Below are 13,967 nucleotides of genomic sequence, written 5' to 3' on the forward strand. Positions count from 1 at the left end.
CAGGTCTTCGGCGAACGCGAACAACTCGACGGCGTCGAAGTGGTGAACTGGGCCGCCGCCCAACCCTGGTCCACCGGCAAGGTCGGCATGACCGGCATCTCCTACTCGGCGATCAACCAGTTGCAGACCGCCGAACGCAATCCCGAAGCGCTGCACGCGATCTTCCCGATCGTCCCCGGCAGCGACCTGCTGCGCGACATCGCGGCCACCGGTGGCGGCGTCGGATTCGGGTTCCTGCCCGCCTGGCTACTGGCCGTCAACACCTCCAAGCTGATCCCGGACGTGAAGTCGATCGTCGACGGCCGGTTCGACTGGAAATGGCTGGCCGACCGCGTCCAGGACCCGCTGACCTTCGTCAACTACCTGCTCGCCGCGCTTACCGTGCCCAGCGTCGACGCCATCCCGCCGCACCTGATGGAACTCATCCAGGAAGACAGCGCCATCCGGCAATCCTGGCTCGGCCACCCCGACAAGATCGACATCCCGACCTTCGTCTACGGCGGCTGGCACGACATCTTCACCTACTCCTCGCCCCGGGTCTACAACGCCGTCGACGTGCCCGACTCGCAGAAAAAGCTCATCATGGGCGACATCTACCACCTGACCACCGGCAGCGGGAACGGCCTTCCCGGCGCGCCACCGCGCCTGGACGTGCTGCAACGGGCCTGGTTCGACAAGTGGCTCAAGGGCATCGACAACGGCATCGACACCTACGACAACGTCACCCTGTGGCAGCAGGGCGGCGGCTGGACCAGCACCACCGCCTTCCCGCGTCCAGGCATGGACTACCGCCGCATGTACCTCGACGCGGCACCGTCGGGAACCGTCCGCAGCGTCCACGACGGCAGCCTGGCCACCGCGCCCGGCGCACCCGCGCAGCTCACCGTCGCGCCCGGACTCGCCACGTTGTGCTCACGGGATTCGGCCACCGGTACTGCGGGCATCACCGGCATCCTCGACGCCTGCGCCAAGGACTCCAGGATCAGCGAGACCAGCGCTCTGACCTTCACCAGCGCGCCCGTGCAGGGTCCGACCGAGATCTCCGGTCCGATCAGCCTGCACCTCAACGCCGTTCACGACGCCACCGACGGCTACTGGTCGGTCACGGTCAACGATGTCGCCCCCGACGGCCGCTCCACCGTGCTCACCAGCGGCCAGCTCACCGCCTCGCTGCGCACCGTGGACGACACCCGCGCCAGCCGCTCGGCCAACGGCGACTACACCGACCCGTACCCGGTGCTGACCCTCGCCACCAGACAACCACTGGTACCCGGCCGGCCCACCATCATCGACATCGGGCTCACCGCCACCGACGCCATCCTGAAACCCGGCCACCGGCTGCGTGTGGACGTCTATGCGATGAACTTCCCGCGCGGGTTGCCGCTGCGGCCACTGCTCAACGAAAGCGAACTCAAACCGCAGCACGTGCGGCTGGACCCGAACCAGCCCAGCTGGATCAATATCCCGGTTTCGGGCACGCCGGGCTGGTAACCAGCACCACCGCAACCCCTCTCGACCGATCGGCTGCTCCCGTCCCGAACCGGCGGGAGCAGCCGACCGCGCTGATCCGACAATCCGGGCCCGAGTGAACGACTACGCTCAGCCCTGTGGTGAACGAGGGTGACGCAGCGGTAGAACTCGTCGCGATCAACGACGTGGTGCTCGAAGATCTCGTTCGGGTCGCCGCCACCGAGGCCGCCGCCAACGAGGTGACGCCACCGATCACCCCCGGGGAGAACTGGACACCCGCCCGCGAATCCTGGCTGCGAGCCTGTCACCGAGACCGTCGACCCGGTTTCGCCGGGCCACTACAGGAGTCGACGTGGGCGATCACGCTCGACGGGCGAGTCGTCGGGTCGATTCGTTTGCAGCGCCTAGAAGCCGATACGGCCGAGACCGGTATCTGGCTGGCGCGCAGTGCGCGTGGTCGCGGTATCGGTCACCGAGCGCTCGGCATCCTGCTCGCCGATGCGCACGAGCTCGGCGTGACAACCGTCGTGGCCAATACGACCGCGGCGAATGCCGGTGCGCTAGCTCTGCTCCAGCACGCGGGATTCGTCATCGAGACACCGGACGCCGACGGCGGCGTGCGAGCGTCACTGGTCCTGGCGCAGTAGTCGGACTGGCGACGCCGATCCGTTCAGGGTGCTCAATCCGCCACGGGCTCGATATCCGCACCCGGTTCCTCGGCCTGCACCGGCGGTGCGGTGAACAGGTCGATCTGCTCGCCCACATAACGGATCACCACGGCCGCGACCGCCGCCACCGGCACCGCGAGGAACGCCCCGACGATCCCGTACAGGGCACCGCCTGCCGTCACCGACAGCAACACGATCACCGCGTGCAGCTTCACGCTGCGGCTCTGCAGCACCGGTTGCAGGACATTGCCCTCCAACTGCTGCACCGCGACGATGATGCCCAGCACGATCAACGCCGTGGTCAGGCCATTGGCGACCAAGGCGACCAGCACCGCGAGCGCACCGGCGACGAACGCGCCGACCATGGGAATGAACCCACCGAGGAAGGTGATCACCGCAAGTACCAGCGCCAGCGGCACGTCCAAGATCACCAGGCCCAAGCCGATCAACACCGCGTCGATCATGCTGACCACCGCCTGGGTGCGGATGAACCCACCGAGCACCGCCCAGACCCGGGCCAGCACCTCCTCGAGATGCCGGCCGGCGGGGGAGCCGACCGTATTGTGCAGCCACGGCAGGAAACGCGGTCCGTCCTTGATGAAGAAGAACGACAGCACCAACACGAGGAACAAGGTGATCAGCGCCGACGTCGCCGCGCTGACACCGGTGAACACGCCGGTCGCGATCTGCTCGGCACTGGACTGCAATCGGGTGACCACCGCGTCCACCGCGGAATCCAGCTGTTCGTCGCGCACATTCAGCGGCGGGCCCTGCAACCAGTCACGTACCTTGTTGATGCCTTCGGTGGACTTGTCGGCCAAGTCGGGCGCCTGGTCGACCACCGATGGCACGATCAGCGCGATCACACCCGCCAGCACAGCGAGGAACCCGATCACCGTGATCGAGGCGGCCGCGGCCGGGCGCAACTTGTGGTCCATGAGCCAGCGGGCCGGCGGCCACAGCACCGTGGCGACCACGATCGCCAGCAGCACCGGCAGCAACACGACCCACAGCTTGGCGACCACATTGCCGATCACCCAGGCGCCCGCGGCGATCGCGACCACGCACAACGCCCATTTCGCCAGCCACAGCACCCCGACACCGATGGCGTCACCCCGATTCGGCGTGCGATCGCGAGCGGTCTTCTCGGCTGCCGTCTTGTCCACGTTCGGCCCGTTCACGCCGCCAGTCTTACACGGATCCCGCACACCGGCCGGGTACGCCGATGGTGACGCCCGTCGCGGTCAACGGTCGGTGCGGCGGGGCACGCGGTCGGAGCGCGCTGTCAGCGGGGGACCCGCACCGGATCGGCGCAGCTGGCCACCGCGTCGACGAACGAGCAGTCGGCGGGGCCGCGGGTCGGTCGGTAGCGGGGTGGCACGCCACCCGCGCGGGTGATGTCGGCGTAGGCGGGGACGGCGTCGGTCGGCCGCCGGGTCAGTGCCGGGTCGGCGAGGACGTCGACGGTGTAGAGGCCGAAGCGCGGAGTGTAGGAACCCCACTCGTAGTTGTCGGTCAGGCTCCAGTAGTTGTAGCCGATCAGGTTCATCCCGTCGGCCTTCGCGCGTTGCAGCCAGTAGACGGTGTCGCGCAGCAGGTCCGCCCGGGTGTAGCCGTCGGCCCGCGGGCGCCCGTTCTCGGTGGGCATCCCGTTCTCGACGATGTAGAGCGGCCGCCCCGGGAACCTGTGCGCGTAATGCTGCAATGCGTAGTAGATGCCTTCGGCCTGCAACGGCATCGTCCATAGCCGGTTCATGTCCGGCGGCCCCGCCAGTAGCGACTCGGGGGAGAAGCCGTAGTAGTAGTCGATGCCGATGTAATCGAGCTTCGCGCCGATACGGTCGATCAGCGGACCGTTCACCGCATCCTCGGCGGTCGGGACATAGGCGACATTGCTGGAGACCATCGCACTCGGGTGCACGCGGTGGATGTGGTCGTAGATGGTGTTGTGGGCCAGGGCGATACGATCCTGCATGGCCGCGACGTCACCGATGCCGATCCCGCCGTGGCGCAGCTCGTTCAGGACATACATCGCGGGCTCGTTGAAAGTGATCCACAGCGGATCGTGGGCGGCATAGCGATCGACGACCGCGCGCGCGTTGGCCAGCCAGTCGTCCACCATCGCCGGATTGCGCAGCCGCCGCGGTCCACTTCCCAGCCGGGGTACACCCAATGGTCCAGAGTGAGCATCGGCCGCATACCCGCCGCCTCGATCGCCGCGATGACATTGTCGTAGAACCGGAATCCCGCCGGATCCCATTCGCCCGGCCGGGGTTGAAGCCTGGCCCACTCGATTCCGATGCGATAGACCCGCACACCCAGTTGCGCCGCCAGGCCGATATCGGAGCGGAAGCGCCCGTAGAAGTCGATCGAATCGAGGTATGGGTCCTCGGTCTTGCCGACGGCGATGTAGCGCACCCAGTTGCTGTCGGGCGCGTTGCCCTCGGATTGGAAGCCGGAAGCCGCGACGCCCCACAGGAAGTCGTCACCGAGCGGCGCCACCGTCTCCGGGGCGGGCGGCCGCGCCCCCGCTCGTCCACCGAGTAGGGCAGTGGCGGTCGCGGCGGCGAGCCCGGCGAGAACGTGGCGGCGGTTCGGTTGACGCATTGACTCGTGCTCCTCATGTGACAGGTGCCCGGGTGGTGTTGGGTCAGCCTAACGACCGATTGGGTGGCGGGGTGGGGAAGTGGACGGTCCGAGTGGATATCTCGCGAGGAGGAGGAGATGGGGGAGAAGGGCCGGACGTTCGGCCTCGGGCAGGACCACGGCCAGGGGGCTTTGTAGATCAAAGAACTGCGGCCTGTCAGATCCATCATCAAAAACAATGCGATACGTAGATATGCGCATCTACGCATGTGCATCTCTCGTTAGAAACACTCGCCATCACCAACGCTCCGGTTAAAACACATAGAAGGGAAGGGGGCCCACGGACGAGGGGCCCTGAGTCGTGTATCTCCAGTACTTGGGGCGACGCCTGCTTCGGTGGTCCAGTGGTTGGGGCTTCTCGTTACGGGCGGCGGCGACCGCTCCTCTCGTGGTGTGGCGTTCGCGAATTAGCGTATGTCTCGACCTGCGTCTATTACCCCTGGCGCAATCGGGCGTGAATATTCTTGCTCTATCTGGAATCCGCCGTGCTCGGACAAGCCGCAAGACGGACGAGCTGAGACATTCGCCCTGTTGCGCGACGTGGGTGTTCGATGGCTTGCAACGGCGGGTCTGCCTTGTCACGTGCCACTGACCTGGGGAGATTGCTTGTGCTGGCATGCGCGCGGCTGACTTCGGCGGCACAGTCGTCCCGTGCGGCCTTCGCGGTTGTGTGAGCTGGCGTTTTATGCCCTTCCAGGGCTGTCCGTAGCGTCGACGGCATGGACTGGAGTTTTCTGTCGGCCGAGGAGCTTTCGGCCGTGATGGATGCCGGTGCGGTCACTTCGGTCGAACTGACCGAGGAGGCTATCGGCCGGATCGAGAACTACGACAAGGCGATCAACGCGATCTGTGTGCGGGACTTCGACCGTGCGCGGGAGGCCGCGGTGGCTGCTGATCGGGCGCGCGCTCGCGGGGAGAAGCGTGCGCTGCTCGGTATCCCGGTGACGGTCAAGGAGTCCTACGACATCGCGGGGCTACCGACGACCTGGGGCATGCCGCTGGAGCGGGATCATGTGCCGGCCGAGGACGCTGTGCAGGTGGCGCGGTTGAAGGCGGCGGGGGCGGTGGTGCTGGGTAAGACGAATGTGCCGCTGGGGCTGCAGGATGTGCAGAGCTTCAACGAGATCTACGGGACCACCGGCAATCCGTGGGACCACAGTCGGACGGCGGGCGGGTCCTCCGGTGGATCGGCGGCGGCGCTGGCGTCCGGATTCGGCGCGTTGTCGATCGGTTCCGATATCGCTGGTTCGTTGCGCACGCCCGCGCATTTCTGTGGCGTCTACGCACATAAGCCGACGCTGGGGCTGGCGGCGATGCGGGGGATGGTCGCGCCGCGCGTGCCGGCGTGGCCGGTCGAGGCCGATCTCGCGGTCGTGGGTCCGATGGCCCGCACTGCTCGCGACCTCACGTTGTTGCTGGACGTGATGGCCGGACCCGACCCGTTGACGTACGGCATCGCATACAGCGCAGCATTGCCGCCGGCGCGCCACGATCGGCTGGAGGATTTCCGGGTGCTGGTTGTCGATGAGCATCCGCTCATCGCGACCGGGGGCGCTGTCCGTACGGGGGTGGACCGGGTGGCGGACGTGCTGGCCGATGCGGGTGCGCGCGTGGAGCGGCACAGTCCGTTGCTGCCCGATCTGAGCGAAGCCGCGAGGGTCTATATGCAGCTGCTGTTTTCGAGTGCTGTCGCCCGTTACCCCGTGGACGCGTACGAGGCGCTGCGAGACCGTGTCGCCGCGCTGGACGCCGAGGACCGGAGTCTGGCTGCGACGCGGCTCCGTGCCACGGTGTGCTCGCACCGTGACTGGATGGCGGCGGACACCGCTCGTGAGCGTCACCGCCACGGCTGGCGGCAGTTGTTCGATGAGTTCGATGCCGTGGTGTGCCCGATAACGCCGACTCCCGCGTTCCCGCGCGATCATGATCCGGATCTGTTGGGGCGCCGGCTCGATATCGACGGCGTCGCGTACCCGTACTTGGATCAACTCGTCTGGGCGGGTGTCGCGACGATGCCGGGCCTGCCCGCCACGGCAGTGCCCGCGGGTCGTTCGCCGGAGGGATTGCCGGTGGGCGTGCAGGTGATCGGTCCGATGTTCGAGGATCGCACTCCGCTGCGGTTGGCCGAGCTGCTCGAGCAAAGGCTCGGCGGTTTCGTCGCGCCGGAGTAGGGGTTGCGGTAGTGGTGACGTAGCGGTATTGAAATCGTGCAGTATTCGATCCTGACTCGGTACGAGAGGACTCGCTGGTGCAGTCACCAGGGGGTGGCCTCTCAAACTTGCGTGCACAGGCCGACGCACTGGTCTGATCGGTGCGCGCACTTAGGATGCTCGGAAGCCGCTGATTTTCTGCTCAAGCAGTTCAGTCAGTCGGCATCCGGCCGGTTGCCGATCTAGTCACGCAGCGCTGATTCCGCGAGTCGAAGGACGTTTCGGGACGAACCGCCGCCACCCGAAACGCCATCGAACTGCCTCGCCAAAACCGCAGATGTGCTCATCCTGATTGCCAGGACCCCATCCGGCGAGAACCATCTGGCTCGCACTCGAAATTGGTTGCTGCTGCCAAGCATCAGAGGTTGCTGGTCCTACTCGTGCGTCGATCTTTGCGAGCCTATCGTTGAAGATTGTTGCTACTCGGGCATTTTCGGTTTGAATCCAGATCCGAGCACTTGCGATCTGCTCCTGGATGTCGTGGCCGAGCTTGGTGAGCTCCGCCAAAGTCGAGGGTTCATCGTCGGGGCGTCGACGGACCCGGTAGGGATACTCGGCCCGCGCGACGAGTGCTTTCACCGCTGCGGCATAGCCATCGCGCCGTTTGGAGGCAGCATCACGCATCCCAGTGACCGCTGCCGTAATCAAACCGCCGACAACCGACGAGCTCAGCACCAGCGTAGCGATTGTCAGATAACTCGGCGTATTGCTCATGCGGCTCCTTGGCGGCGCAGACTTTCGCGGCGGTACTCTTCGATAACGCTCCGAAGCTCGGGACTCTGGATTGGGTAAACCGGTTGGTTACCCTTCACGTGGCCCGGTTCTCCCGCGCCGTGAGGTGCGTCCTCCGAGGGCCAGTTACCCGTTCGCCGCCAGAATTCCTCGTAGAAGAGATGACGGTGTACCCGCGCGACATAGTCATCGAGCCCGTCGTCCCACACCCACCTTAAGGGCCGGGGATCACCAGGGAACCAGAGGCACAGCTGTCCGTAGCAGCCAGTATCGGGATCGAACGAGTAGCGGTGTTTCCATTGCCGAACAGATCCCAATGGGAAGGACACTATCTCTTCATCTGGAGTGATCGATATCCGTGCGCGTTCGGTGTTGTACCCGGCGACAACAAGTTCCGGCGGTGGTGCGAAAGACAGATCTATGCCGTATCCGCCGCACTGCGGCGCCCTCGTGCGGTCGACCGACACGCCAGCTTGGCGGGCGGTCAGCCGCGCGAGGACACCGTCAGGATCGGCGAGTAGATCACTCAGCGAGGTGCCCACGCCCGCCCCGGCTTGATCGACTGGATAGCGAGCGCTGAAGCAGTGGGCCGACCGGTACTCGTTCGGCCGCCGTTGCCATTCCAATCCGCGAGTACGACTGCGGGATCGCGCGGATCGGGTTGAGGGAAGGGGTCACCGAACAGTGCGTGCCACACATCGAGCGCCGCGTCGTTGTCGCTTTGCTCAAGATCCAGAGCTTCGCGAGCCTGCGTAGCCAAGCTCGCGAATGTGCTCGCAGCGGTTTGCCGTTCCGCGGAAGTCCATTTCACGGTCACATCGTCATCGCCGGCCGGGTCGAGCACCTGATCGAGCACCGCAGTCTGGGCGTGTTCAAGGACGTCGGCCACGGCGTACTTGTCGGGCATCTTCCGGTCGATCACTGCGAACGCGAGGGATTCGACCACGATACCCTTGATGAACTTGAGGTCGTTGTTGCTCTTGACGAGTGCCTTCATCTCACGTACCTGATGGACGAATCGGCCCTTGGTGTCCTGGTTGCGCTCGGAAACGACGCGGCCTTGGCGGCGGGTGTTGCTCGGTTCCCAGCACTTCTGGTCACGGTCCCCGATCAGGACAAACTCGTCATCGTCGTCGAACGCGGGAACGAGGTCGATGGTGAAGTCGAGATCGGCGAAGGTAACGCGCAAGGCCTTGGCCGAGGGCTTGTCACCGTGGTCGAACTTCGCGTCCGGCCATGCCTTGGCGACTGGGGCCTGGAACCAGTCCATCGCGGTCTGCGGACCTTCAGGCCCGCTCAGCGCGGCCCAGTGTTCTGCTTTCAGAACGATGACGATATCGACGTCCTTGAGAGGTTTCAGCATCGTCTTGCGGGCGAACGAGCCTTGCAGGAAGCTCGTGTGGACGAAACCGGCATCCTCGAGCACGTCGCGGATGGCGTTGTGTCGTTCCTGTGCTCGTTCGCGTTGCGCTGGATCGAGATTCAGTTCTTCGTCGAGTTCGGCAAATGCGCCATCGACAGTTTGGCCCATGCGGGCACCCTCCAAGGTGAGGTCCGTCCGCATCAGCGAGACAGATTGCGTAACAGTGCAATCCGGGTCCTAGGCGAGGACACACGTGTGTCCTTTGCGCCAGGGGCCGGATGTGAAGGCGTGACCGAGACCTGGTCCACTCACAGACCCCTCGGTGTTCCCTTCGATGGGAGGGCGCTACGCTGGTTCTTGGAAGAGAAGGTTGCGTAGCGACCTCGGTTTGGGGCGGGCACGCCAATGCCCGCCCCAAAGCTTGTTCTACTTCTCGGTAGTCACCCCCGCATCAGCGGCACCGTGTGCCCGATCGTCGGCGGGATCACTCTCAGGCAGCTTCGCGTTCGGCGGTACTCCCAGAATCACGGTGGTTGGGTCGGTGGAGAAGTCGACGCGATGCCCGAGAGCCAGTCGAGTGGAGGCGTACCATCGTGGCGCGGAATCACTGTCCTCGCCAGCTTCCTCATCGGGGGTCCTGGCGATCGCGAACCCGATCGTCGTTGCCGGGTCGGAGAGAGGCTTTCGATCACCGTCTTTGTAGACGATCTCGACCTTCTTCTGGCAACTCGCGCAGCACTGCTCGCTCATAACCCACGAGACCACCCGAGGAACGCCAATAGATCCCTCGGTGGACGTGACGTGCTGGCGAGCGACGTATTCAAGCTCCCCGACATCAAGGACTCCGGCTTTCTGTACCTGCATCAGGTACTTCCAGACGGGTAGCAACTCCTTCAAGGCAGGGACCGATACACCTGCGTCGCGGGCCGCGACGATCCATCGCGTCAACCGCACGACGATCTCCGGGTAAGCGCCGGCGCGGGTGCCGACACGAACGGTGCGGGGTATCAGGCCTTCGGTCATGTAAAAGGTCAGTTGACGGTCGCTCAAGGAATACCCAGACTTACGGATCCGGCTGAGCAGCTCGGACTTGGTCACAAGATCCGGCTCATCGCCCTGTAGTTGCAGGTATTCCAGGAATCCATTTTCCTCAAGCGCCACTGTCATCACCACCTCAAGTTAAGCTTACACCATCACTGTAGGTGTAGACGCTCGCCATGAAGGTGATGCTGAGCACTATCCGAGACTCACGATCCCTCTGGGCGGCGTATTCTTCGGCGGTGAGTCTGTTCTCCGGGCTGATGCGGTCTGGTCTCGCCCTATGGCGTGTGCTTGATCGGCGGCTCGGGTGGCGAGGTAGTCGGTCCAGTCTCGTCGGGTTCGTTGCGCCCATCGTGTGGCGGTGTTGATGTCGATGCCCAGCAGATCGGCGGCGATCGGCCCGGGGATCTCGCGGGCCCAGGCGGCGCGGGCGGAGTTGCGCGAACTCAATGTTTGATGCCGTGGGCTCGGAGTTTGCGGGCGAGGATGTGGGACGAGGCTGGTCTGCCGGGGGAGCGTCCCGGAAACAGGTAGCGGGTGTGCGGTTCGGTGCGGTGGAAGGTTTCCCGGGCGGTGCTCGCTTCGCCGAGCGCGTGGAAGACTGCTGCGGCGGCCGGGGGCAGCAGTGCGGTGAAGTCTCCGAGTCGCAGGTAGGTGTCGCCGTCGATCTGTTCGAGGTCGGTGACAGTCAGGTGCGCGAAACTTGTTGTGGTGCGGCCGAATAGCAGGACGAGGATGCCGGCGGTGCGGATGTCGAGGGGCAGGCTCGCATCGTGCAGGCATCGCCGCAGGGTGCTCCAGCGGTCGTCTTCGTCGAGGAATGCGTCCGGCTCTGTGCCTGCCCGGTGCGGGACGGTGAGGTCGCAGAGGCTGCGCTTGTTCGCCCAGTCGATGAAGGTGGACAGGAAATAGTTGGTCTGGGTTCCTGCGTCGAGCCAGCGATCGAGGTCGGCCTGTGTGGCGGTGTCCAAGGTCTTGCCGTGAGCGTCGAGCCAGGTCAGGAAGTTCAGGGCGATGGTGACCTGGGAGCGGACGTAGGTGGCGGCGTTCCTGGTGATCGGCCGGTGGCGCGCCCGATTCCGTGCACGGCGCAGCGCTTGCCAGGATGTGAAGGGCCGCAATAGTTTCGCGTGATATTCGGGCTGTTCGCGCAGAAGGTTGTCGAGCCAGACGTCGATGCGGTCGAGCAGTTCGGTGCGTTCGAGGAGGATGCCGGCGTGGACGAGCAGGTCCCGGGCTCGGTGCAGGGCATAGCCTTGCGGATATCCATCGAGGAGTTCGTGGGTGATGGGCTCGGTGTGGGCGCGGAGCGCGAGTTCGCGAAGCAGGCGCGGTCCACTGCCGCGTTTCTGGAGCCAGTTCATGACGTTCGCGGGCCGGGGAACGGTATCGAAGATGCCGATCAACTGCGCGAGTTGATCGGGGATTCCGTGATCTGGGTGGGTGAGCAGGTCGCTGAGCTTGTGCCGCAAGGCATCATGGATAGTCTCGTGCGCTCGGCGCCGTGTCCGGTCCGCCGGTTCGGCCAGGTCCGGTTCCAGGATGTGCCCGGCGTCTCTGCATGGCAGACAAACAGGGTGGCGGGCAAGAGGATTCGCCGGGTAGAGGGTGCCGCAGATCAGGCAGGCGCGTTTGCGGCGGGCGCGGCAGCGACCGCAGATATCTGCCGCGCCGGCGCCGGCGCGGCAGTCAATGCCCCGGACGTCGCCGCAGGCGCCGCAGCGCCGCTTGGGCCGCCGGTAGCAGCCCTTGCAGATCGGTCCCTCGTCGGTGTGTGCGTAGGTTGGGGCGGTCCGTTCGCAGCTGTGACAGCGGCTTTCCGGTGCGTGGTAGCAGTTCGGGCAGAGCGCTGCTCCGTCATCGCGGCGGGCCGCGACGCGCATAAGTCGGCCGCAGGCTCCGCAGTTCTCGACCTTGCGGCCGCGGCAGCAGGTAGCGCAGAGGGGTCGCTGTTGCTCGTCTCTCCCGCGGACGGGGCGATCGCGCCCGCAGCGCGAACACGGCGCGCGATGACGGAAGTGGAGGTAGCACGATTCGCAGGCGCGGCCGCCGGGAACGATGTGGCGCAACTCCTTGGGCTGCCCGCAGCTCAAACAGCGTGGAACGACGACCGTGGAATAACCGGCCCCCGATAGCAGCTCCGCGAGCCGCTGGACCGGGATCGGCGCATCCGACGAACCCGAGACCAGGGAATCGGGATGGTCGGCCAGATGGGCTTCGAGCTGGCGAAACGCGCGCGTGCCCCCAGCACGGTCAACGAAGTCGAGGGCATCGGCGAGATCGATGCCCTCGATCGCCCCCGCGACATGGCGAGCGGCCAAATCCAACACGTCCCGCCGTGATTGGGCGGGTTTGCGCGGGCTGGTCACGCCGGGCCCGGGCGGCGGATGGTTGTCCGGCGGGCCTGCGGCCGGGGCCCGGAGGAATCCCCGGCAGTCTTAGCGACCTGAACATTCACAACCTCGACCTCGATCAGATCGTTCGGCGTGCAGTCCAGGATGTCGCACAACGCTGCGAGAGCATCCATCGGCAGCCGCTTCGGCGGCTGGGTCACCAGTCGGAACACCTGCTCGCGAGACAGGTGGACTCCGCGCTCGGCCAGCAGCGGAACCAGGTCAGTTGTCTGGAAAATATCCCTGGCCGCCATGACTTTCCGCAGATTCCACTGGTAGCCCATCTTCTTGATCATCTGCTCTCCCAAAGCTCGGAGTGCCCCTCCATCGACCGGCGGATCAGCCGCGTCCGATATTCGTCCGACACCCCGGTGTAGATCGCCGTCGTGGAGGCATAGCGGTGGCCGACCTGCTCAGAGACGAACCGCTCGGGGTAGTCGAACTCGACCAGATGCGTGACGTAGGAATGCCGCAGTGAATGCAGATCGAGTTCTTCGGGCAACTCGGCCAGCCGCCGGGCCTGCTCGAACGCCTCGTTGATACTGCGCAACGACATCCTTCCCGCTCGTTCGTGAACCCAAAGTGCTTGCAAACGAACGGGATTGAACAACGGCCGGACCTCAGTCACCCAATGATCGACCACTTCCACGATCCAATCCATCTCCGGGACAGTCAACACCGTTCGCCGCTTGGGAGGGCTGCCGTTGGAGGACTTGCCCCACCGCACGAACCACGCGCCATATTGGCCGTACTGCGGCATCTTCGGTGCGTGCCGACGGTCGGCCAGGTCTAGGCGTTGAGCTTCGCGACGGCGGAAGCCGTAGGCGTAGACAGTCTTCAGCAACGCCGCATCACGCAGGGCGGGAAGTGCGCCCTTGCGGCCGTGGAGCCGTGCGTGCTCGACCCGCCCATCGGCGGCATCGAACAGCGCCTGAACCTCGTCGTAGGTCAACGGCCGCCGTCCCGGCTGTCCCTCGAAGTCGGTGACATGGGCGACCGAGTTGCCCTCGTGGAACACCTGCTGGGGCACCGACCCGAACCGCTCCCGGCAGACCGTCGGCCACTGGTACCGGGGATCGGTCACGTACTGCATGAACAACGTGATCGACACCTCGTAGCCGCGGGCGGTCGAGACGGTGATTGGGCGCGAACCCTCCCGCTCGGATCGAAGGTGAGTGATGAAATCCTCCCGTCGGCCGGGTCCCATTGCCACGGATAGGAATTCGTGAACTCACCCAACCTGCGGATCAGCGCGATCCGTGGCCGGATCGTGGCGTCCTTCAGGAACCGCGTGCGCTGCTGACGCTCCCAGCCAGCCAGCATCGCATCGAACACCGCTCGTTCGGGGTCCAGGTGGACGACACCATCGGCGAGCACAAGGTGCGCCGCACCGGGCGGATCAGCCCTCTCCATGGTGTTGCATTAAACACAACATTGTTGCGTC

General features: G+C 65.4%; 11 protein-coding genes and 2 pseudogenes. 4 read left to right on the top strand and 9 right to left on the bottom strand.

Going from position 1 to position 13,967, the window contains the following annotated elements:
- Both RJ05_RS11700 and RJ05_RS11705 read left to right on the top strand, forming a co-directional pair.
- On the top strand, window positions 1–1,491 hold a 1,491-nt coding region (locus tag RJ05_RS11700; RefSeq protein ID WP_036536778.1), incomplete at its 5' end, for a CocE/NonD family hydrolase.
- Window positions 1,492–1,607: 116 nt separating this feature from the next.
- Window positions 1,608–2,117 carry a GNAT family N-acetyltransferase gene (locus tag RJ05_RS11705; protein ID WP_036536780.1) on the top strand — a complete coding sequence of 170 codons (510 nt, stop codon included), beginning with the start codon at window positions 1,608–1,610 and terminating at the stop codon, window positions 2,115–2,117.
- Window positions 2,118–2,149: 32 nt separating this feature from the next.
- On the opposite strand, the gene RJ05_RS11710 is transcribed toward RJ05_RS11705, so the two are convergent.
- Window positions 2,150–3,319, bottom strand: coding sequence for an AI-2E family transporter (locus RJ05_RS11710; protein ID WP_036536781.1), 1,170 nt, complete (start codon window positions 3,317–3,319; stop codon window positions 2,150–2,152).
- 104 nt (window positions 3,320–3,423) lie between these two features.
- A pseudogene (locus RJ05_RS11715) lies at window positions 3,424–4,745 on the bottom strand (family 1 glycosylhydrolase).
- A 758-nt stretch (window positions 4,746–5,503) separates the two neighbouring features.
- Between RJ05_RS11715 and RJ05_RS11720 the strand changes: the two are divergent.
- A complete protein-coding gene (locus tag RJ05_RS11720; protein WP_036536783.1) occupies window positions 5,504–6,955 on the top strand; it encodes an amidase in 1,452 nt (483 codons plus the stop codon).
- A gap of 225 nt (window positions 6,956–7,180) precedes the next feature.
- On the opposite strand, the gene RJ05_RS29905 is transcribed toward RJ05_RS11720, so the two are convergent.
- The 5 genes from RJ05_RS29905 to RJ05_RS31900 all read right to left on the bottom strand — a co-directional run bounded on the left by RJ05_RS29905 (window position 7,181) and on the right by RJ05_RS31900 (window position 11,602).
- Entirely contained in the window at window positions 7,181–7,708 is a 528-nt protein-coding gene (locus tag RJ05_RS29905; RefSeq protein WP_081597286.1) for a hypothetical protein, read from the bottom strand.
- On the bottom strand, window positions 7,705–8,268 hold the full coding sequence (locus tag RJ05_RS30855; RefSeq protein WP_081597287.1) for a hypothetical protein: 564 nt from the start codon (window positions 8,266–8,268) through the stop codon (window positions 7,705–7,707). The genes RJ05_RS29905 and RJ05_RS30855 overlap by 4 nt, the downstream gene beginning before the upstream one ends.
- Window positions 8,253–9,257 (bottom strand): nucleotidyltransferase domain-containing protein, encoded by a 1,005-nt coding sequence (locus RJ05_RS11725; RefSeq protein ID WP_036536786.1) that lies wholly within the window; start codon window positions 9,255–9,257, stop codon window positions 8,253–8,255. The genes RJ05_RS30855 and RJ05_RS11725 overlap by 16 nt, the downstream gene beginning before the upstream one ends.
- A 258-nt stretch (window positions 9,258–9,515) precedes the next feature.
- A complete protein-coding gene (locus tag RJ05_RS11730; RefSeq protein ID WP_036536838.1) occupies window positions 9,516–10,256 on the bottom strand; it encodes a helix-turn-helix domain-containing protein in 741 nt (246 codons plus the stop codon).
- 320 nt (window positions 10,257–10,576) lie between these two features.
- Window positions 10,577–11,602, bottom strand: coding sequence for a hypothetical protein (locus RJ05_RS31900; protein ID WP_036536788.1), 1,026 nt, complete (start codon window positions 11,600–11,602; stop codon window positions 10,577–10,579).
- 726 nt (window positions 11,603–12,328) lie between these two features.
- Between RJ05_RS31900 and RJ05_RS31905 the strand changes: the two genes are divergently transcribed.
- Window positions 12,329–12,472, top strand: coding sequence for a hypothetical protein (locus RJ05_RS31905; RefSeq protein WP_217999002.1), 144 nt, complete (start codon window positions 12,329–12,331; stop codon window positions 12,470–12,472).
- A 23-nt stretch (window positions 12,473–12,495) separates the two neighbouring features.
- Here the strand turns inward: RJ05_RS31905 and RJ05_RS11740 are convergent, their stop codons facing one another.
- Complete coding sequence (locus RJ05_RS11740) at window positions 12,496–12,819, bottom strand: helix-turn-helix domain-containing protein (RefSeq protein ID WP_036536790.1); 324 nt, start codon at window positions 12,817–12,819, stop codon at window positions 12,496–12,498.
- A pseudogene (locus RJ05_RS11745) lies at window positions 12,816–13,900 on the bottom strand (tyrosine-type recombinase/integrase). The gene RJ05_RS11740 and the pseudogene RJ05_RS11745 overlap by 4 nt, the downstream one beginning before the upstream one ends.
- Between the last annotated feature and the right edge of the window lie 67 nt (window positions 13,901–13,967).

Source organism: Nocardia cyriacigeorgica NBRC 100375 (genome assembly GCF_000308555.1).
In the GTDB taxonomy this organism is placed as follows: Bacteria; Actinomycetota; Actinomycetes; order Mycobacteriales; family Mycobacteriaceae; genus Nocardia; species Nocardia cyriacigeorgica.

Excerpts from the sequence above, each read along its gene's own strand:
- RJ05_RS11720 (WP_036536783.1), top strand. The coding sequence starts at position 5,504 with ATGGACTGGAGTTTTCTGTCGGCCGAGGAGCTTTCGGCCGTGATGGAT.
- RJ05_RS11740 (WP_036536790.1), bottom strand. The coding sequence starts at position 12,819 with ATGATCAAGAAGATGGGCTACCAGTGGAATCTGCGGAAAGTCATGGCG.
- RJ05_RS31905 (WP_217999002.1), top strand. The coding sequence starts at position 12,329 with ATGGTCGGCCAGATGGGCTTCGAGCTGGCGAAACGCGCGCGTGCCCCC.
- RJ05_RS11725 (WP_036536786.1), bottom strand. The coding sequence starts at position 9,257 with ATGGGCCAAACTGTCGATGGCGCATTTGCCGAACTCGACGAAGAACTG.
- RJ05_RS11730 (WP_036536838.1), bottom strand. The coding sequence starts at position 10,256 with ATGACAGTGGCGCTTGAGGAAAATGGATTCCTGGAATACCTGCAACTA.
- RJ05_RS29905 (WP_081597286.1), bottom strand. The coding sequence starts at position 7,708 with ATGAGCAATACGCCGAGTTATCTGACAATCGCTACGCTGGTGCTGAGC.